This is a genomic window from Porphyromonas sp. oral taxon 278 str. W7784 (assembly GCF_000467855.2).
GTDB lineage: Bacteria > Bacteroidota > Bacteroidia > Bacteroidales > Porphyromonadaceae > Porphyromonas.
Genome location: NZ_KI259230.1, coordinates 294901 through 315654 on the forward strand (window position 1 = coordinate 294901; position 20754 = coordinate 315654).

The following is a 20754-nucleotide window of genomic DNA, read 5'->3' on the forward strand; positions in this document are numbered from 1 at the left end:
GCGACCTACCGTAGGTCGTTTTTTGAGGCCTCTGAAGAGCCCATTCTATGCGGGTAGATCGAGCCCTATTCCGAGGATAGAATTTCCTTTCAAATTGGGATGGGAATAAACAGCCCTCCCCTCGGGGGGCTCGTGCTCGGAGCCGACCCCAAGGGGAGGGATAATTCTATTGGAAGGAAAGGGAGGGATTATCGCTTCAGCGAGTCGGGGGAAGACCCTGGAGCGCTCACGGAGTCTTGCCTTCTCTTGCGCTTGGGAGCAAAGAGCTCCTGTAGGGAGTCGAACCGCTTCTGGAACATGAAGCCTACCCCTTGGGTCGTTAGCGACTGGCGTACGTACTGGTACATATTATTGTAGTGGCTGTAGCCCTTGAGTCGTAGCGTCCCAGCGGGATTGAGCTTGTATTCGAGATCGAATTCCCCGATGTACTTGCCCGAGAGGAAGGGGTTGTCGTGATAGCCTACATTGCCGTTGATCAGGAGGCGGTCACCGAGCCAACTTCCTGAGAAGAGCAGTTCGATGTCGGTGTCTTCGAAGTCAGTGTTGTTGGTGCGAATATTAGTCCCGATCTGGATGTCCTGTGAGAAGTTGCCGAGGATACGATTCAGCTGTTCGGAGAGCGTCGTGGCGGCGAAGGAGGTGAGACCATTGGATACGCTCTTCGTCCCTCGTCTATTCTCTGGGGTGTAGAACTTCCCGATGGCCATCAGGTAGAGGAACTGACGATTGCGCTCGTCCTCAGAGGTCAAGAGCGACTGCAGTCGGCGCTCGATCTCAGGCTCTGAGCCGGGGAGCTCGACCCCGAGTGTGATGTCGGGACGTGAGATGATCCCTCCGAGGCGGATGATACAGTTCACCGGCATCGTCGTGCGCTGAGCCAGCGTAGATAGCCCTGCATCGAGATCGGCGATATTGGCAGTGAGGGAGTAGGAGGCCTTGAGGTCGATGAAGGCAGCCATGGGATCACCTCTGAAGTCGAGACGACCGCCTTCTATTAGGGTGAAGCGCTTGCGAGTGAGCTGCTCGAAGTTGAAGACGTACTGCCCTTCGCTCAGGGTGAGACTGCCGTAGGTCGTGGGAGAGCCTGTGTGGGGTACCTCGATCTGGAGGTTACCTTCGCAGCGGGTCACCACCTCGTTGGGCATGCTCTGCGAACCCATACGTAGAGCCACTCGAGCCTCAGGTGTCACCTGTAGGGCTATGCGCATGTGGAGCTCGGTCTCCTCCGTATTTGCCTGGGGATCTCGGGTGCTGACCGAGTCAAGCGAGGCGAGGCTATCCTGAGTGGTGAGCTGTCGGAGAGGCTTGAAGGTGAAGAGGCGATCCTCCTTGCGCACATCGGTCTTATTGAAGTCCAGCACCACATCTGTGCCCGAGGTGCTACGAAGGTCTACATCGAGTAGAAGCTTAGGGAGCTTGCCACGGAGCGTCGCCCTCCCCGAGCCGTAGGCAGTGCCGAAGACGGGCAGAGCCTGCTTGGTCGTCGTCTGAAGGACCTTCATCCCCTGAAGCTCTGTGGCCGATATGTCGAGATCGAAGTGATCGAAGTACTTGTGGCGGATCACCCCGTGGAGTATGCCGGTATGTCCCTCATCATCCCGCACAGGTATCTTGTCGAAGAGGATGGAAGTCGGGGTGAAGTCTATTCGGTGAGAGAAGCGGTAACTGGTGCCGAGGAGTCGTACACCTAGATCCCCATCTTCTACATCTGCGCTTCCTTCGACCGTGACTCCGTCCTCGAAGAGACCGAAGAGACGGACCTTCCCCGTAGCTCGTCCGCCGACGTGATCGAAGAGAGTATCCATGAACTTCCCTACGAAGTCCGCACGTAGACGCTCCGCATCGAAGCTCAGGTCGATACCTGCACCTCCTGCAGGACGGATATAGCCATTGACGAAGGCGTGGCCCCTGTCCTCCTGCTGGACTTCTCCCTGGAGCATGATACGTCCATCACCGCTGTCGAAGGCGAGGTCTGCCTGTAGCGCCCCTGTGTCTACGCCCTTGACGAAGAAGGCAGGCGAACTGACCGAAGCCGAGGCGATGATCTTACCTCCCTGAAGGCGTGCTGTACCGGCTCCCGAGAGCTCGGTATTGATCATATTGAAGCCGACGCCTGCAGACTCTAGGATGTAGAGGAGGTTGATCTTCTTGAGTGCTACATTGAGGTGATCCTCAGGGCGAGCACTGAGGGCACCGCTGATACTGATCCGTCGTTCGGAGGAGGCTAGATCAAGTCCTTCGACATGGAGCTCCCCACGGTGATAGGAGAGATGGGCCGGTGCGATGCTCCAGGTATCACTATGTACTCGCACGGTAGAGGGATCGATGGCTACGTCGAAGCCCACTGAGCGCTGTCCAGTCTCTGGTGCTAGGTGCTGTCTCAGCTTAGCACCGATATTCACGTAGCCGTTGTGCTGTCTCTTACTGACATCTCTGCCTAGGTCGATCTCGGTATGCAGGCTGTCTGTCGAGAAGCGGGTATAGAGGCCTAGCCCCTGGACATGCGTACCATTCGCTAGGCGAGCTTCGGTGCTTAGGCGGAGCTCATGCTGGTCGAGGCTCAGGGTGACGCCCCGTAGCTCGTGCTCCCTCAGCCAGAGGGTAGGGACGGTAGCCTGTAGGTTGAGCTCGTGGGTACGACCTAGGTAGGAAGCACGGAGCTCTGCCCCTTCATCCAGCCCGACGGGTAGGTTCAGCAGGGGCTTCCACTCCTCTGGGATCTTGTGGAGCTGTAGGGAGAGGTCGAAGTCCGTCGTCGGTGGAGTCTCTGGGGCTACTGCCGTGCGAGCCTCCCGAGCGAGATTGAGGGCGGGATAGTGATGATAGAGGGTGCGGCGTAGATCGGGTAGGATCTTCGCTAGCGTATAGTGCCCTCTCAGGGAAGTCGTCAGATAGGGGGAGCGCAGGTAGATCATACGGCCCGTCTCGGGTTCTCCAGAGAAGAGGAGGGTGAGGCCATCTAGGGTGAGTGTGCGCTGCGGAGAGGCGAGGGAGAAGTAGTCGATGGATAGCTTCCCTTGGCCTCGGTCTATATTCAGTTCGTCCATCGTCAGCTGACCCGTCAGCGCCAGAGTCTGCCGTCCTAGCTGGGGGAAGAGCCCGAGGAGATCGGTCTGTAGATGACGAAGCTGTAGGTCGAGAGCCACCCCATGGAGGGCACGCCCTGAGAAGGTAGCTGCCCCCTGAAGAGATAGGGCAAGAGCGGGGTCTGCGACCTGTAGGTCGATCTGATGACGACGCCCTCCTCCGGGCTGGAGCGACAGCTGAGCGCCACGGAAGGTATAGCCACGGTACGAGACCGAGGGGAGCTGGACCTCTAGGCGAGCGCTCCAGTCCTCCAGAGCACCCGTAGCATTGGTAGCCTCTACCTCGATACTAGTCGTGACGGGGCCTAGGGGCGCTAGATCTCCGATGAGCGGTGCTAGGTCAAACCGTGGTGTAGATAGCTTCCCCGAGAGCCTCTGGAGTCGACCCTCGTCGAGGCCTGCTGTGAGGTCAAAGTCCCATCGTCCCTGGTGCGTGCTGAGGTAGCCCGACCCTTGGATCGAGCGCCCACGGACGAAGGTAGTCTTCCCCGCATAGTGTAGGGTATGCGCCCGACGTATGCGCTCTATGTGAGGGAGGATCGCTTGGGGTAGGTGTGGGCGCATGAGTTCGAGGATCTGGGTACTTACCTCGGCATCGGTGATGTTGGTCGAGAGCTCCTGTAGGGCACCAGCCTCGCTCCATCCTAGGCGTGCACCCCCGTCGAGGATCGCTAGGCGTGGGATGCGTAGGGAGAAGTTGACCTGTCCGGCCTGAGTGCCCTCACGGCAGTAGGTCGCCTGTAGGGTCGCTTGCTCCCTGCGAGTGCGCAGGGCAGGATAGAGGAAGGCGAAGTCGGAGAGGGTGAGCCGTGTGTCCCCTAGTTCGACCTCCTCGAGGAGGGCAAGACCTCGGCGGTTCAGCTCAAGGCGAGCCAGCGGGATGGAGAGCGAACTCTCGGGGAGCTGGATCTGGAGATTCGACAGGCTGAGGCGTGAGCCCTGCAGTTCGCCCTGCCCTGTGAGCGACTTGAGGGTCAGGCCCTGATTGGTGGTGAAGCCTAGTTCGTCGATCGCTCCTCCTATATAGTCCTTGGCGAAGCGCAGTCGGCGGATGCGGGTAGAGAGCTTGCTGACGAGGAGCGTCTCTCTCCCTGATTCGCTCAGGGAGAGGCGCATGTCTCGTATGATGATGCTATTGATGTCTACGGGGAGCGACTCCTCGGTGGATCGGGGCTTACTGAGGTGGTCGATGGTGTGCTGGATATTCAGTCGTCCCGTCTTAGGGTCACGGATGAGGCTGAGGTGCGCATCGAAGAGGCGTGCCGAGGTGATACGGAGCTCGTGGTCGGTGATGAAGTCGGTGAGGGAGAGACCACCCACGAGGCGCTCTGCCGAGAGCATCTTGCGCCCAGCCGTGTCGAGCACGAGTACACCGTGCGCCTCTACATTCGTCCAGCCGGTCAGATCGACCCGATCCAGCTTGACGGGGCTGTCGAAGACTTCGGTGAGGAGCTTAGCAACTTGGCTGGCAGCCTCACGCTGTACCGATGGGATGCGAAAGAGCCCTAGGGGCAGGAGATAAAGTAGGAAGAAGAGGGTGCTAGCGATCCACACTATCACCTTCAGTACCTTGAGGAAATGACGATTGACCTGCCAGTGGCGCATGTCGATTGCTTTTGTCGTTCTTCTACTTTTACTCCTAATCGGGAGACCGAATGTCTCCGTATCTGCTTAACGCTCCAGATGTGGAGAGTCGTGCCTGCAAAGGTACTACAATTATACCCTATCTAAGCGTGGGGAGACTGAGGGGGATCTATGAGGAGGAAGGTCGGATCTTCGGAGCCCTCTGAGCTGGGGGCTCTATACCCCTAAAAAGGACCCTACGGTAGGTCGTCGAAAAAACCTACTGTAGGTCGCGATGACGACCTACCGTAGGTCGTTTTTCGCCCCTCCGATTGGCCTGCTGGAGAAGCCTTCAGAAGCCCCTTCCGAATCGAGTGCTGTAGCCTTAGATCCATGCTCTGCTATATCTTTGTCTTTGCATTGGGGCGATCAGCCTCTATCCATGCCCAGCCTATCATGATGAAAAGTACTCGATCCCTTACCTCTCTGAGGAGCTTCGTCCTCCTCACCTCCCTCTTCGCTCTTCGCCCCGCTGAGGCTCAGAATATCCAGCTTCACTACGACCTCGGGCGCTACGTCCACCCGAAGGTGCAGGCCGACCGCCCACGTATGACGATGACGGTAGAGCAGCAGAGTGTGGACCGCTTCGGCGATACCTTCTACTTCGTTGATATGACCTTCCTTGACCAGGGCGCTGTGAGTGCCAACTGGAAGTTCATGCGCAACCTTCGCTTTTGGCAAGGGCCCCTCTCGTGGCACGTCCGCTATGATGGTGGTCTTCGCTTCATCAATGCACAGGCTCCCGAACCGCTGGGCTCTCGGGCGGTCTCGCTCGGTGATGCCTTCATGACAGGGATCACCTACAAGTACCTAAGCCCCGAGCGTCGTACGATGCTTAGCTTGACACCTCTCTACAAATATATACGGGGGATAGCTCAGCCACACAACTATGAGCTCTGTGGCGTCTGGAGGTTCGCACCCGGGACAGGTCTTATTACAGCTACGGGCTTCTTCAGCTGGTGGCATCAGCAGGATCCACGGCCAGGCTGGGGGACGAACTTCAAGTTCATGACCCAGCCACAGCTCTGGTGCAATCTGAATAAGATCCCTGGGGTAGCGCCTGACTTCAACCTGAGTATCGGCACCGAAGTTCGCCTCTCGAAGAACGTCGATGCCCCTCAGTGGATCGTAGCACCTACGTTGGCGCTGAAGTGGAGCTTTGGTAAGCCTTAGAGCTTGTCTAAGGCATCAGCATGTCGGCAGGCGCTAAGCTAAAGTATAGCGACCACCTGCCTGGGCGATGATCCAGCCCTCGAGCTCCAGATCGAAGAGTTCGCTACTCACCTCTTGGATCCCTTGCCCGGTGAGACGAGCAAGCTCATCGGCAGAGAGGGAGCCTTGCTCCGAGAGTAGGGTGAGTAGAGGATGCTGGGGGAAGACCTTGGTGGAGGGGAGCTTGGCGACGGAAGGTGTCGCTGAGCTTCCCTCCGCTGTGCCTGTCTGATCGATGTGAGAGCTCCAGCCTAGCTCCTCGAGGATATGCCTAGCTCCGAGGCAGAGATGAGCACGCTGCTCCTCGATCAGCTGGTGACAGCCTCGGCTCATCGGATCGGTGAGTCTCCCCGGGAAGGCAAAGACTTCCCGGCTGGACTCTAGGGCGTATCGGGCGGTGGAGAGCGAACCGCTACGCTCGCCTGCCTCCACGACGATGGTCGCTACACTTAGGCCGGCGATGATGCGATTGCGGGCAACGAAGGCTCCCCGATGAGGCTTCACTCCTGGAGGATATTCACTGACCCAAGCACCCTGATCGAGCATCCGCTCCGCCACCCGCCTGTGGAGGCTCGGGTAGAGCGTGTCCAGTCCGTGAGCTAGGACAGCCAGTGTGGGCAAGCCCTCCTCCAGTGCAGCCTCATGGGCCTCTATATCTACACCATAGGCTAGGCCACTGACGATCGTCGCCGTGGGTAGGCACTCGGCTAGATCATGCACCAGAGCCTTAGTAATTCCCCGTCCGTAGTCTGTCATCCCACGAGTACCTACGATGCTTAGATGCTCCCTTCCCTCCCAGTCCGTATAGCTTCCCTTCGTGTAGAGGACGATGGGAGGACTGGGTATTTCCTTGAGGGCTGAGGGGTAGGCTTCGTCGAGGAAGAAGAGGGGACGGATCTCTCGACATCGGCACTCCTCGAGGATCTGCTGCGCTTCCTCCAGTAGGGAGGGAGCGGTGAGCTGGGCGCTGATGCGCCGTGAGAGCCGAGGGAAATGCTGGTGGATGAGCTCGGGCTGGGTAAAGACCTCCCGTACGCCACCTATCGCTTCGACGAGCTCTGTGGCAGGCTGTGCTCCGAGGTATTTGACCAGGGAAAGGGCTATGGCATAGAGGTGCTGTGTGTCGTCCTGGGCGTGTGGCATAGATGAGGATCGATAGGGGGAAGATGGGGTTGAGGGAGGGGAGTGGGCCCTCAGGGAGCGGGGATGCTCCCCGAGGGATACCTTTGCTAGCTCTCGAGCTGTATACTAAGTTCTTCCCAGCGCTCGAGTACCTGCTCTTGCTCTCGCTTGAGCTGACTGTACTGATCGAAGAGTGCCGTGTCGGTGGCGTGCTCGGGATCAGCCAGACGCTCCTCGAGGGCCTGTAGCTCGGAGTCAATAGTTTCACTGCGCTCCTCGAGACTCTTTAGTTCTCTCTCGAGGGCTCTACGCTCACGAGCTGCTTCCTTCTGTCGCTGGTAGTCGAGGGCACCTGAGGTGGGTTCGGTGGGTTTACTCTCCTTGCTGGTGGCGGTAGTCGCCCGTGGATTGCTCGGCGTAGTGCCGTCCTCCCGATCTCGCTTCTCCAGCCAGTCGTAGATGCCACCGATATGTTCGCTCACCCGGCCTGCACGGAACTCATAGACTCGAGAGACTAGTCCGTCGAGGAACTCTCGGTCGTGGGAGACGATGATCACCGTACCTGTGAAGCGAAGGATCGCCTCCTTGAGTACGTTCTTGGAGCGTATGTCGAGGTGGTTCGTCGGTTCGTCGAGGATCAGAAGGTTGGCGGGGCGTAGCAGGAGCTTGATCAGGGCTACTCTTCCTCGCTCACCTCCGCTAAGCACCGAGACCTTCTTCTCGGACTCTTCGCCTCCGAACATGAACGCTCCTAGGAGGTCATTGATACGGGTACGGATCTCGCCCTGTGCCTCTCGGTCGATGGTCTCATAGACGGTGTAGCCTCCGTCGAGCTCAGCACTCTGCGTCTGGGCGAAGTACCCTACCTCGACGTTGTGCCCTAGCTTGAGTGTGCCCGTATAGTCTGTGACCTCGCCCATGATACACTTGATGAGGGTGGACTTCCCCGAGCCGTTCTTCCCGACGAAAGCTACCTTCTCTCCTCGCTCGATCGTCATGTTGACATCGGAGAAGACGGTATGCGTACCATAGCTCTTCGATAGACCCTCGATGATGACGGGGTAGGCCCCTGAGGTGACGGCGGGGAGGAAGGAGAAGTGCATCGCTCGTCGATCGATGTCTTCGATCTCGATGCGCTCGATCTTCTCGAGCTGTTTGATACGACTCTGTACCTGATCGCTCTTGGTGGGTTTGTAGCGGAAGCGCTCGATGAAGCGCTCGATCTCCTGTATCTCCTTCTGCTGGTTCTCATAGGCACGACGCTGCTGCTCGAGTCGCTCCTCACGAAGGACGAGGTAGTGGCTGTAGTTCGTCTTATAGTCGTGGAGTCTACCCAGCTCGATCTCTAGGGTTCTACTGGTCGTAGCGTCGATGAAGGCTCGGTCGTGCGAGATGAGTACGAGGGCAGCTGACCCTGCAGCGATGAAGCGCTCCAGCCAGCGGATCGATTCGATGTCTAGATGGTTCGTAGGCTCGTCGAGCAGGAGGATATCGGGTCGCTGCAGGAGGATCTTCGCTAGCTCGATACGCATGCGCCATCCTCCGGAGAACTCTGAGGTCGGGCGGTCAAAGTCCGTGCGCTCGAAGCCCAGCCCAAGGAGTGTCTTCTCGATATTGGCCTCGATACTTCCCGTGCTCTGCATAGCTAGTAGGTCGGAGCGCTGAGCGTGACGCTCGATGAGCTCCATATACTCAGCGCTGTCGTAGTCGGTGCGTGTCGCCATCTCTTCGGTGAGGCGGTCAACTTCGGCTTCGAGCTCAGTGATGTGGCTGAAGACCTGCTGACATTCGCCGAGGACGGTGCGCCCGTCGCTGACCTGCATCACCTGCGGGAGGTAGCCGATGCGTATGCCCTTGGGCCGACTGATCGTGCCTTGGGTAGGCTCGTCGATGCCCGCAAGGAGTTTGAGCAGAGTAGACTTGCCAGCGCCATTCTTCCCTACGAGGGCGATGCGCTCTTTGGCTGATATGACGAAGGAGATATCCTCGAAGAGGGGCTTAGCCCCGAAGTATACAGATACGTTGTTTACGCTGATCATTGAGCGGTAGAGGGAGTGGGGGAGACTTGGGGTACTTCGTGTCGAGGTACGGTGATCTCGCCCGAGACGATGATGGTACGCTGTGGGGCAAGGGCGGAGAGGAAGCGCTGAAGTTGCGCTTCGGCTTGCCTCTGAGCATGAGGAAGGTAGCGAGGGTTGGATCGGATCTCGGCCTCTGCTTCGGCTAGGATCCGCTTCTCCAGACGTCGGATCACCTCTCTGTCGGCACTCGGCTCACCGAGGCGCCCTCCTCGGTCGAGGTAGTACCTCACGGAGTGATCGCCTCCGGGACGGCGCCCTAGCTCCAGCTCTGCCTCGGGGAGGCTGACGTAGATCGTGTCATGAGAGGAGGAGAGCTGTAGGTGCTCCAGGTCATACTTGACATAGACTACGAGGTCGGCCGTACCCTCAGCATGCTGGCCCGCCTCATAGAGGTGGACGTCGGTGCAGTAGTTGATCTCTTGGGTGATGAGACGCAGTCGCTGGCTGATCTTCATCTGGAGCTCTTCGGTCGTGATCTCGGGCTTCTTCTCCTCCCGAGTGAAGAGATGATAGATGAGAAGCCCTAGAGCAAGCCCTATAATAAGGAGTAGTACAGGGCTAAGGAGACGGATACGAGAGAGACGCATGACTAGGAGGCCTGAAGGGGAATAGACGTAGGGGAGGCTGGGGAGAGTAAGGCTTCGTCTGCAGGATCTAGATGCAGGTGTACGGTGAGGCGAAGATCCTGGAAGATCGGCTGAAGCTTCTTCTCAAGCGTCGAGTAAGCCGTGCGGATGAGTTCGGGGCGATGACGCTGGAGGGCGTCCTCGATGTGCTTGTCGATGTCCGCCTGCTTCGTGGAGATGAATTCGTCCAGCTCGTTCGTCGAGAGGCGTCGACGCAGACCCGTAGGCTCCTGGATGACCGTGTGGTGCAGGTCATCCAGCTCACGCCTGATCTCTAGGGGAGGAAGTCTGAGGTCGATGGTACTATCTGCTCGCTGGGTGATCATCCCTTCGGTGAGCTGGGCCAGATCGCAGAAGACGGAGGCCTGCGACTGAAGCTCTACACGGGTGACCTTCGAGCCGAAGAGCTTCTTGAAGCCAAGGAAGCCGTCTCGATGCGGGTCGATCCTGAGGGTGACCTTGATACGGGTGCTCGCTAGCTCGAGGCGGGAGAGGCTCTGGGCTTGGATGAGCAGGAGCTGTATCGGCGGGGTCTCTTCGACCTGAGCCTTCTTGCTACACGCTCCGAGAAGGAGGACGATCATGAGCCCGAGACAGCTCACGAAAGATCTATAGGATGGATGCATATCTTACTTGTCGAGTGAGTCACAAAGATACGAACTTCCGACCGCCCTTGCTCTGGGGGCTCGCCCCTAGGGTTTCTCTTCATAGAGACGGGGGATTTACGACCCCTTCGAGGAGAACCCTCCGAAGGGGGCAAAAAACGACCCACGGTAGGTCGTCGAAAAACCTACTGTAGGTCGCCTTGCGACCTACAGTGGGTCGTCGAGACGACCTACCGTGGATCCCTAAAGCATGCTCTCGACAGGGGGCTGCCTCTTCGGTATGAGCGAGAATTTTACTACATTTGCGCCAGCAAGATGCGAGGAGCCTCTCTAGACGGGGACTTCCCTCCGAGCATCGGTGCAGGTCTTGGCTCAGTAGCTTAGTTGAATAGAGCGTCAGATTCCGGTTCTGAAGGTCGAGGGTTTGAGTCCCTCCTGGGTCACATGGTCGAAGCCCCATCCCAAGCAGTCTCTCAAGAGGCTCTCCGGGATGGGGCTTCGCTGTATATCGGGGCTCGGTCGGTATTCGGAGTTATTTGTATATTTGGGGGCTAAAAGCGCTACATTGACATATACTCTAGCCAATAAACTCAAGAACTGATGCATTCGAATCAAGCTGGCCTCTCGCCAGAAGCCTTCCAAGGGAACGTCGAAGGCCAACCTGTCCAACTCTATACCCTAACGAATAAGTTCGGAGCAGAAGCACACTTCATCAACCAGGGTGCTAAGCTCGTGTCCCTCGTCGTACCCAGCCGTACGGGACTGGTGGACGTGGTCCTCGGGCACGACAGCCTTCAAGAATATATCGATAGTGAAGAGGCTTACTTCGGAGCGATCTGCGGGCGCTATGCTAACCGCATTGCTCTGGGGAAGTTCGCCCTCGACGGAGTCACCTACGAGCTACCTATCAATAATGGTCCCAACAGCCTGCACGGAGGCCTTCGTGGCTTCAATGCCGTGATCTGGAGGGGGGAGCAAACGAAGGCGAACCAAGTCACCTTCCGCTATGTCTCCCCCGACGGCGAAGAAGGCTACCCAGGCGAGCTATCGGTCGAAGTCGTCTACACGCTCACCGACGAGCATGAACTGACGATCGAGTACACTGCTTCGACGACGAAGCCCACGGTGCTCAACCTCACCAACCACGCTTACTTCAATCTCTCGGGCGAAGGTGACCCTTCGGTACACGACCATACCCTCGTGATCGACGCTAAGGAATATCTACCCACCGATGAGACGGCTATCCCCTACGGAGCTCCCGCTCCCGTCGAGGGTACGCCTATGGACTTCACTACGCCTCATACCATCGGGGAGCGAGTGGATGCCGACTTCGATCAGCTACGCTGGGCACGAGGCTACGACCATACCTATATATTAGACAAAGCGCTGGGTAAGCTCGGCCGTGCAGCCCGCTGCTCTTCACCTAAGACTGGCATCGTCATGGAGGTCTATACCGACCAGCCAGGCGTACAGCTCTATACGGGCAACTGGATGAGTGGCAACCTTCGTGGTAAGCACGACCATCGCTATCCTGCCCGTGCTGCCCTCTGTCTCGAGACCCAGCACTATCCCGACAGCCCCAACAAGCCAGAGTATCCGACGACGCGCCTCAATCCCGGCGAAGTCTTCCGCTCGGTGACTGCCTTCCGCTTCACAGTAGAAGGCTAAGCAACGCTAACTAACAAAATCCATTCACATAAACAGTAAGTAATGACACAACAGAAACAGACGCAGAGCTATCTGGTGCCGTTCATCATCATGGTGGTGCTCATGGCCCTGGTGGGACTGATCACGAACCTGAACGGGCAGTTCCAGGCACCTATGCAGGCCGCCTTCCTACAGAAATCAGGCTCACTGACCAATGCGCTCACGACGCTGATCACCTTTGCCTTCTTCAGTGGCTACCTAGCGATGGGTATCCCCAGTGCTAAGTGCATCGAGAAGAAGGGCTACAAGAAGACCCTCATCATCGGGCTCTTCGGTCTGATCGCTGCCTTTGGGCTGTATGAGCTATCAGCTTATATCTTCGAGGCTGTAGACCTGGAGAAGTTCCAAGCTGAAGTAGCAGATCCTAATGCGGTCATCATCCCTGTGGCTTACTATGTCTTCCTGCTGGCAGGCTTTGTCGCAGGTTCGGCTATGACCTTCCTGCAGGCAGTGCTCAATCCCTATATCGTCGCTTGTGACGTGAAGGGTACGACAGGGGTCACGCGTCAGTCGATCGCAGGTACGGCTAACTCTACGATGGCTACGATCGCTCCTATGCTCGTCGCATCGGTGATCTTTGCAGGTAAGAGTGGTCTGGACATCGCCCTTAGCTCGCTCTACATCCCCTTCCTCGTGCTCATCGTCCTCGTCGGTGGTCTCATCGTCGCTCTGATGAACATACACCTTCCCTCGATCGCTAGTGCAGAGAAGAAGGAAGGCGAAGTGCTGGAGAAGAGCGTCTGGAGCTTCTCGCATCTGGCTCTCGGTGTCGTAGCTATCTTCATGTACGTCGGGGTAGAAGTCTGTATCGGGAACAATATCAACCTCTATGGTCAGAGCCTAGGCTTCAAGCCCGAGCAGGCAGCTCTGATGGCGACTATCTACTGGTCTCTGATGCTCGTCGGTCGTCTCTGTGGTAGCTTCCTCAGCAGTATCAGCGCTAGCAAGCAGCTCCTGATCACCTCAACGGGTGCAGGTGTCCTCGTCCTCGCTTCGATCGTGACGAACAATCCTTACTTCCTCGTCGGTGCAGGTCTCTTCCACTCCGTCATGTGGGGGGCTATCTTCTCTCTGGCGATTGACAAGCTCGGTAAGTACACGTCCGCTGGCTCAGGTGCTCTGATGATGGGTATCTTCGGTGGTGCTATCCTTCCTTTCGCACAGGGTATCCTCGCCGATAGCCTCGGTAGCTGGCACTTCACCTGGGTCATCGTCCTCGTCGGTGAAGCTTACCTCCTCTACTACGCACTGGTAGGTCACAAGGTACGTCAGCTCCCTTAGTCTTCGGACTTCTTTAGCCCCTTCACAGTCCCCCTCTCGTACGACTATACGTCAGGGGGACTGCTATTCAAACAAATATCTTCAGACCTCAAATGAATACACAAGCTATCCGCGACAAGTTCGCAGCCCTCTACGGCGAAGCCGGTACCCTCTACACTTCGCCTGGTCGTATCAACCTCATCGGTGAACACACCGACTACAATGGCGCCTTCGTCTTCCCCGGAGCCATCGACAAGGCTATGGTCGCAGAGATCCGTCCCAATGGTACGGATCGTATCCGTGCCTTCGCCCTTGACCTCGACGAATCGGCAGAGTTCGGTCTCAAGGAAGAGGATGCACCTAGCCAGTCTTGGGCACGCTATATCTTCGGAGTCTGCCGTGAGATCCAGAAGCGTGGTGGCAAGATCGCAGGCTTCGATACGGTCTTTGCTGGTGATGTGCCTCTGGGTGCAGGTATGTCTTCGTCGGCAGCGCTGGAGAGCACCTTTGCCTTTGCCCTCGATGACCTCTTCTCCCTCGGTCTCTCCAAGTGGGACATGGCGAAGATCGGTCAGGCTACCGAGCACAACTACTGCGGTGTGAAGTGTGGGATCATGGACCAGTTCGCCTCGGTCTTCGGTAAGGCAGGTAAGCTCCTTCGCCTGGACTGCAAGAGCTTCGAATACGAAGAGCATCCCTTTGATCCTAAGGGCTACCGTCTGCTCCTCGTCGACAGCTGTGTCAAGCACGAACTCGCTAGCTCTGCCTACAACAAGCGTCGTGAGAGCTGTGAGCGTGTCGTCGCCGTCCTCGCTAAGCGCTACCCAGAGATCAAGTTCCTACGTGATGCCTCCTTTGCTCAGCTCGAAGAGGTGAAGAATGAAATCAGCGAAGAGGACTACAAGCGTGCAGCCTACGTCATCGGCGAAGTGGAGCGTGTCCTCGCTGTATGCGAAGCCCTCGACAAGGGGGACTATGCTACCGTCGGTGAGAAGATGTATGAGACGCACCACGGCATGAGCAAGCTCTACGAAGTGAGCTGCGAAGAGCTCGACTTCCTCAACGACCTGGCTCGTGAGTTCGGTGTCACGGGTTCTCGTGTCATGGGTGGTGGCTTCGGTGGCTGTACGATCAACCTCCTCAAGGAAGAGCTTCACGATAGCTTCATCGCCGAAGTCAAGAAGCGCTACGAAGCGAAGTATGGCATTCAGCCCAAGTTCTACGACGTAGTCATCTCTGACGGCGCACGTCGCCTCTAAGGCGTAGCACTCCGCTCTCCTTTAACCACGACACCCCGCAAGGGACTTGCCTTTTCGTTAGGCAGTCACCTTGCGGGGTGTCTTTGTTTTCTCTGTCGAAGGGGCTTAAGCTACCTTACTTCTTCCTTCGCTTCTTCCATTCCTCGAGGGTGAGCTTGGTGAAGTGCTCGGTGCGTACTTCGCCGAGTAAGGGTACGGGCTTCTGCTCTTCGGTGTGGCTGTACTTGAAGCCACACTTCTCTTGTGTTCGTTGGGACTTCACATTGCCCTCGTAATAGCCGCACCACACGGCACGCATCGCTAGCTCTTCGAAGGCATAGCGAAGCAACTCATCGACAGCTTCGGGGATCAAGCCTTGACCCCAAAAGGGTTCGCCGATCCAGAAGCCTATCTCGCATTCGCCCTCTGCGATAGTTGCGGTATGGATAGCGCTTCTTAAGGTCATGATGCCGATGCTTCCGATAGCTTCATTCGTCGCCTTGAGCACCACGGCGAAGGTCCCCGAGTCGGAGAGGACGGTACGGATGATCTCACGGCTCTCGTCTTCGCTCTGGTGCGGTGGCCAGCCTGCGATAGGCCCGACGTTCGGGCTCTGTGCATACTTGAAGAGGGAAGGGGCATCGCTTTCCCGCCAAGGTCTCAAGAAAAGTCGTTCGGTCTGTAGTTCCATGATTTGCTCTGTGATGTTTGCCACAAAGCTACGCAATGTTAACGGCTATCCGAGTGAATGCGCTACGTCGCGGGGAAGAAAGGGCATTGGTTTCGAGGTGAAAGCGTGTTGGGTGCTTGAGAGAAGTGAATAAAGCTTGGCGGGGAAAACAATGAAGGTCGACGGGAAAAGTAATGAAGCTTGGCGAGAAAAGTAATGACGCTGGACGGGGAATGTGAAAGCGTTTCGTGAACGGAGTTAATTGACTTCGTGGCAAAGCAAGCTGTTATCGCTGTGAAATCAATCAATTCTTCTTGAAGAAAGAAAGGAAGCTTCTAGAGAAATCAATCAATCCAATTAAGGAAATGAATCATTCGAGTATTAAAGTTTGAACGTTTGATTTATCAAAATCGAACGTTCGAATTTGGATGATCGTACGTTCGATTATTTCTATTCGAACCTACGAATTAGAATAGTAATACGATTAAAATTTTAGAGAACATCAAAGGAAATAGCAGATTGGATTGATTGATTGCTTGGATTGGATTGAATTGGCTTGAACTTTCGATTGATCTTTTCTTTCGATTGGACTGGATTAAATTTCCTATTTGATTGCTTGTTTTCTCTTGTTCGACTGTCATTTCTTGCACCTTCGACCGAAGCTAACTACATTTGCTAAAGGAATAAACCTTGCGAAGTAGCCTGTCTTTCTTCAGGCTCTTCAGCCACTTCGCCCAAACACGCAATATACTATGTCAAGCAAACCACTTCAGTACGTCGTCTTCAAGAAGAAGATCACCTTCGGCAAACACCGAGGCAAGACCATGCAGGTCGCACAGCCCACGGGGCGCTATCACGTCGACTTCGAGCACTTTTGTGAACTTGTCTCTCGCAACACCACTCTAAACTACATGGAAGTGCAGAGTGTCCTCAACCTCGCCGCAGACACTGCACGTGGCCTTGTCTCGGAGGGCGCCATTGTTGACTATGGTCGCCTCGGGCACTTGATGCCCAGCTTCAAAAGCCACGTCGTAGAACTCGAGGAGAAATTCAATCCCACCATCCACATCGGTGAAGTCAAAGTGCACCTTCGCCCATCGAAGCGCTACTTCACTCTAGAGGATATTCACTTCCGCCGAGTGCCACAAAAGACGAAGAAGACAAAAGGCTAGCGGAGGAAAGACGGAGTTTTTTGCTACCTTTAGTAGGGCAAAGCGGGGGGATTCACCGCCCTTCGCACCGCCTCAAACAATACATTCATTCCAAGAACTAGACCCCATTATGAGCCAAATCAAGGACTACATCCGCGAGCACGAAGGACGCTTCCTCGAGGATCTCTTTGAACTTATCCGTATCCCTTCCGTCAGCGCCAAGAGCGAACACAAGCCCGACATGCAGCGTGCTGCCGAATATTGGCAGAGCCACCTGAAGAAGATCGGCGTACAGCATGCAGAGATCTTCCAGACTCCAGGCAATCCCATCGTCTTCGGCCACTATCAGAAGGATCCTTCACTACCTACGCTCCTCGTCTATGGCCACTACGACGTGATGCCCCCCGAACCACTTGACCTCTGGAAGAGCGAACCCTTCGAACCCGAAGTACGTGACGGTCACATCTGGGCACGTGGTGCGGACGACGACAAGGGCCAGTCGATGATCCAGATCAAGGGCTTCGAGACGGCGCTTGCCCTCGGACTTGTGAACTGCAACGTGAAGTTCCTCCTCGAAGGTGAAGAAGAAATCGGTTCGACCAACCTGGAGCCCTTCTGCCGTGAACACCTTGAGATGCTCAAGGCTGACAATATCATCGTCTCCGATACCAGCATGCTCAGTGCCGAGACTCCTTCGATCACGACGGGCCTACGTGGTCTTGCCTACTGGCAGATCGAAGTGACGGGTGCCGATCATGACCTTCACTCCGGTCACTTCGGCGGTGCTGTCGCTAACCCCATCAACGAACTCTGTAAACTCATTGCCCAAGTTCAAGACAAGGACGGCCGTATCACCATCCCCGGCTTCTACGACAAGGTCGTCGACCTGACTCCTGAAGAGCGTGAGATGATCCGTCAGATCCCCTTCGATGAAGAGGCATACAAGAAGTTCCTCGATGTAGATGACCTCTTCGGTGAGAAGGGCTACCACACGCTGGAGCGTAATAGTTGCCGTCCTTCCTTCGATGTCTGCGGTATTTGGGGCGGATACCAGGGCGAAGGTTCGAAGACTGTCCTTCCCTCCAAGGCTTATGCCAAGGTCTCTTGCCGTCTGGTAGCCAACCAGGATCATAAGGAGATCAGCCAAGCTCTCGTAGACTACATCGAGAGTATCGCACCTAAGTACGTCCGTGTGAAGGTCACGAAGATGCACGGTGGTCAGGCTTACCTTTGCCCCATCGACCTACCTGCTTACCGAGCAGCCGAAGAAGCTGTCGGCGTAGCCTTCGGTAAGCGTCCTCTTGGTCTGCGCAGTGGCGGTAGTATTCCCATCATCGCCGCCTTCGAACGTGTCTTCGGGATCAAGACCATCCTTATGGGCTTCGGGCTGGAAAGCGATGCGATCCACTCACCCAACGAGAATCTGCCTCTCGACATCTTCTATAAGGGTATCGAGGCTGTAGCCGAATTCTACAAGGTCTACCCCAAGCACTAAGTTCTAGATTACACTGAATGTCCATCCTTATTAAGAATGTCCTTCATCAGGACAAGCTCACCGACGTCCTCATCGAGGGCAACCGCATAGCCCGTATCGCCTCAGGTATCTCTGCTCCAGCTGGAGCAGAGGTGCTGGACGGCACGAACAAGGCGATCATCCCTGGCTTCATCAACACGCATACGCATGCTTCGATGACACTCTTCAGAGGTTATGGCGATGATCTTCCGCTGATGACTTGGCTGGAGGATTATATCTGGCCCGTCGAAGCACAGATGACTGCCCATGATGTCTATGTAGGAGCTCGGCTGGCTTGTCTTGAGATGCTTCGCTCGGGGACGACTTGTTTCCTCGATATGTATATGCACCCGCTCGAGACAGCAAAGGCTGTCGAAGAGATGGGACTACGTGCGCACCTCTCCTATACGCTATTCGATCAGGGTAATGCCGAGCGGGCAGAGCTCGATCGTAAGCGAAGCTATGAGTACTTCGACCGCTTCAAGGAGTTCAGTGATCGTATCACCTTCACCCTCGGACCGCATGCTATTTACACGGTGAGCGGAGAGCAGCTCCAGTTCTGCCATCAGTTCGCCGTCGAGCATAATGTCAAGATCCACCTGCATCTCTCCGAGACGAAGGGTGAGATCGATGAGTGCGTCCGTCAGCATGGTCTTAGCCCCGTCCGCTATCTAGAGAAGCTCGGCATCCTCAGCGAGCATCTCGTCCTAGCACATGTCGTTTGGATCGATGATGAAGAGATGGATCTGCTAGCTAAGTACAATGTCAGCGTGGTGCACAATCCCGCTTCCAACCTCAAGCTTGCTAGTGGCTATGCCTTCAAGTACGAGGAGATGAAGCGCCGTGGTATACGTATCGGCATCGGGACGGATGGTTGCTCTTCGTCGAATAACCTAGACATGGTCGTGGCGATGAAGTTAGCTTCCTTCCTCGGTAAGGGCTGGAGATTCGATAGTACGGCATGCAAGGCGGATGATATCTTTGCATCCGCTACGAGTGTCGGTGCAGATATCCTCGGCATTCCCGCTGGGCGTGTCGAAGAAGGCGCATTAGCGGACGTCTGTCTCGTGGATCTCAACACTCCCGAACTGGTACCGCTGAATAGCCTTACCTCTAATCTCGTCTATGCTACTTCGGGTAGTAGCTGTGTAGATACGGTCATCGTCGACGGCCGTATCCTGATGCGAGACAAGTATGTCCCAGGGCAAGAGGCGATCATCGCCGAAGCTCGAGAGGTCGCACGCCGTCTCTTCAAGCACGCTTAGATGCGGAGCTCTTCCCTTCTACATAGAGTAGCACACGTAGCTTTCGGGCAAAGACTCAGCGAGCGCCTTTGGCTCTTCGCTCTTGTCTTCTTAGCCCAGCTACGTGTGCTACTTGCTTATATTTCCTTTCAAACAGAAGTTCCCTCGGGCGAAGTGCTTCCGCTGGCGCTTGATCAGCTACTTCGTATCGGCGGTTGGGCAAGTCTCCTGACGCTTCTCTTTGCTCTGGCTCCGTGGAAGTGGCTGGCCCGCTCGCTGGGAGCAGTCTTTGCGGGCGCCGTCTTACTGCTATCGGCCTACGAACTCTACCTCATCGGCCTCTACCATGTTACTTATAATATGGACTTGGCGCAGATCATGCTCTCGACGAATTGGCGAGAGGGGAGTGAGTTCCTCGATAGTATTACGGCTAGCCAAGCGCTAGCTGTCCTCCTTCAGCTCGTACCTGCGGGCAGCGTTGCCTTGCTTGTCAGCCTCGTTACTAAGAAACACCCTGTCTTCTTTAGCCTCTTCGGCTACATCACCGGCACAGTGCTCATGCTTCTTGGTCCTGTAGGTACTCTCTATAGTGACCTCCGTTTATGCCATCATCACAGTAGCTTCTCTGGGCTACAATACTCGGGTATCGACCGCATCATCTATAATACGCTGAGCGCACACAAGGCAATGAGGCAGATAGCTTCGGAGCAGAAGACAATACATAGCTCTCAGCGCGCGCTCACTGACCTGAGCGTCACTCCTATATCTAAGGCACCACTCCAGGTCGTCCTTATTCTCGGCGAATCAGCTCGCCGTAGTAGTATGCACTGCTACGGCTATCCGCTGGAGAATACACCCTATGCCGACAGCTTAATTCAGGCAAGAGAGCTCATCCCCTTTACCAATGTCGTCTCTCCTGCTTCGGCTACAATCCTCTCCAATACCCGTTCGCTCACCTTCTTTACCCACGAAGAAGGAGAAACTCCATGGTATAAGTTCCCCTCGCTTATTCAGGTACTCCGCCAAGCAGGCTATGCAACAGTCTGGATTGCCAACCAAGAGATCACGGGTAAATATTCAATGTCTAATCTCTTTGGCCATCAAGCAGACATCCTTACGGGCAATCCAGCCTTCTTTAGCGGTCTAGGAGGGGAGAACATCGTTAATCGCCCTGACCTCTGTGACGAAGCGATCCTCCCGATGCTCTTTCATTACGATAGCTTGCCCGATAGTCTTCGTTCGACTTCTCCGCTGGGGCTCTTCCAAGTGGTGCATCTCATGGGCTCACATATGACTTATGCCGAGCGCTACCCCGAAGCCTTCGCCCGCTTTTCTCCTGATAGCCTGCCCCTGCATAAGGATAAGCGCAAGGACGAGATCATAGCAGGCTATGCGAATAGCCTCCTCTACACCGACTACATCATCCACGAGATCATCGAGCGCTATCGTGAGGAGAATGCCCTCATTATCTATGTCTCCGACCACGGCGATGCCCTCTTCGACGAAGACTATCCCGAACTGATGGGCCACGCATTGGTACCAAGGGCGGTAGAGATCCCACTCTTTGTCTACTTCTCTCCGCAACTTCGCAAGGAGCGTCCCGATCTCTGGCGTCA

At 56.0% G+C, this 20754-nt stretch carries 14 protein-coding genes and 1 tRNA gene; 9 read left to right on the forward strand and 6 right to left on the reverse strand.

The window, feature by feature from the left end:
- Positions 1–188: 188 nt before the first annotated feature.
- Positions 189–4691, reverse strand: coding sequence for a translocation/assembly module TamB domain-containing protein (locus HMPREF1556_RS04205; RefSeq protein ID WP_021667042.1), 4503 nt, complete (start codon positions 4689–4691; stop codon positions 189–191).
- 414 nt (positions 4692–5105) lie between these two features.
- Between HMPREF1556_RS04205 and HMPREF1556_RS04210 the strand changes: the two genes are divergently transcribed.
- The gene (locus tag HMPREF1556_RS04210) at positions 5106–5882 is read left to right on the forward strand and encodes a DUF5020 family protein (RefSeq protein ID WP_232299037.1); all 777 of its coding nucleotides are present in this window, start codon (positions 5106–5108) and stop codon (positions 5880–5882) included.
- A 33-nt stretch (positions 5883–5915) separates the two neighbouring features.
- Here the strand turns inward: HMPREF1556_RS04210 and dprA are convergent, their stop codons facing one another.
- The 4 genes from dprA to HMPREF1556_RS04230 form a co-directional block, all read right to left on the reverse strand.
- Positions 5916–7064, reverse strand: a complete 1149-nt coding sequence (gene dprA / locus HMPREF1556_RS04215) for a DNA-processing protein DprA (RefSeq protein WP_021667045.1) — start codon at positions 7062–7064, stop codon at positions 5916–5918.
- A gap of 86 nt (positions 7065–7150) precedes the next feature.
- Positions 7151–9082 carry an ABC-F family ATP-binding cassette domain-containing protein gene (locus HMPREF1556_RS04220; RefSeq protein WP_021667046.1) on the reverse strand — a complete coding sequence of 644 codons (1932 nt, stop codon included), beginning with the start codon at positions 9080–9082 and terminating at the stop codon, positions 7151–7153.
- Complete coding sequence (locus tag HMPREF1556_RS04225; RefSeq protein ID WP_021667047.1) at positions 9079–9711, reverse strand: DUF4230 domain-containing protein; 633 nt, start codon at positions 9709–9711, stop codon at positions 9079–9081. The genes HMPREF1556_RS04220 and HMPREF1556_RS04225 overlap by 4 nt, the downstream gene beginning before the upstream one ends.
- A 2-nt stretch (positions 9712–9713) precedes the next feature.
- Positions 9714–10376, reverse strand: a complete 663-nt coding sequence (locus HMPREF1556_RS04230) for a DUF4230 domain-containing protein (protein WP_083476368.1) — start codon at positions 10374–10376, stop codon at positions 9714–9716.
- Between the two features lie 348 nt (positions 10377–10724).
- On the opposite strand from HMPREF1556_RS04230, the gene HMPREF1556_RS04235 reads away from it, so the two are divergent.
- The 4 genes from HMPREF1556_RS04235 to galK all read left to right on the forward strand — a co-directional run bounded on the left by HMPREF1556_RS04235 (position 10725) and on the right by galK (position 14581).
- Positions 10725–10798: transfer RNA gene (locus HMPREF1556_RS04235), tRNA-Arg, on the forward strand.
- A gap of 157 nt (positions 10799–10955) precedes the next feature.
- The gene (locus tag HMPREF1556_RS04240; protein ID WP_021667050.1) at positions 10956–12023 is read left to right on the forward strand and encodes an aldose epimerase family protein; all 1068 of its coding nucleotides are present in this window, start codon (positions 10956–10958) and stop codon (positions 12021–12023) included.
- Between the two features lie 42 nt (positions 12024–12065).
- Entirely contained in the window at positions 12066–13343 is a 1278-nt protein-coding gene (locus HMPREF1556_RS04245; RefSeq protein ID WP_021667051.1) for an MFS transporter, read from the forward strand.
- Positions 13344–13435: 92 nt separating this feature from the next.
- Entirely contained in the window at positions 13436–14581 is a 1146-nt protein-coding gene (gene galK / locus HMPREF1556_RS04250) for a galactokinase (RefSeq protein WP_021667052.1), read from the forward strand.
- Between the two features lie 115 nt (positions 14582–14696).
- Here the strand turns inward: galK and HMPREF1556_RS04255 are convergent, their stop codons facing one another.
- Positions 14697–15251 carry a GNAT family N-acetyltransferase gene (locus HMPREF1556_RS04255; protein ID WP_044125203.1) on the reverse strand — a complete coding sequence of 185 codons (555 nt, stop codon included), beginning with the start codon at positions 15249–15251 and terminating at the stop codon, positions 14697–14699.
- Positions 15252–15982: 731 nt separating this feature from the next.
- On the opposite strand from HMPREF1556_RS04255, the gene HMPREF1556_RS04260 reads away from it, so the two are divergent.
- From HMPREF1556_RS04260 to HMPREF1556_RS04275, 4 genes are all read left to right on the forward strand, one after another.
- The gene (locus tag HMPREF1556_RS04260) at positions 15983–16402 is read left to right on the forward strand and encodes a DNA-binding protein (RefSeq protein WP_021667054.1); all 420 of its coding nucleotides are present in this window, start codon (positions 15983–15985) and stop codon (positions 16400–16402) included.
- Between the two features lie 109 nt (positions 16403–16511).
- Positions 16512–17876, forward strand: coding sequence for a dipeptidase (locus HMPREF1556_RS04265; RefSeq protein ID WP_021667055.1), 1365 nt, complete (start codon positions 16512–16514; stop codon positions 17874–17876).
- A gap of 17 nt (positions 17877–17893) precedes the next feature.
- Positions 17894–19159: an amidohydrolase gene (locus HMPREF1556_RS04270; RefSeq protein ID WP_021667056.1), complete on the forward strand. Its 1266-nt coding sequence runs from the start codon at positions 17894–17896 to the stop codon at positions 19157–19159.
- Positions 19160–20754: phosphoethanolamine transferase (locus HMPREF1556_RS04275; RefSeq protein WP_021667057.1), on the forward strand; the 1595-nt coding region annotated here is incomplete at its 3' end. It lies immediately after the preceding gene.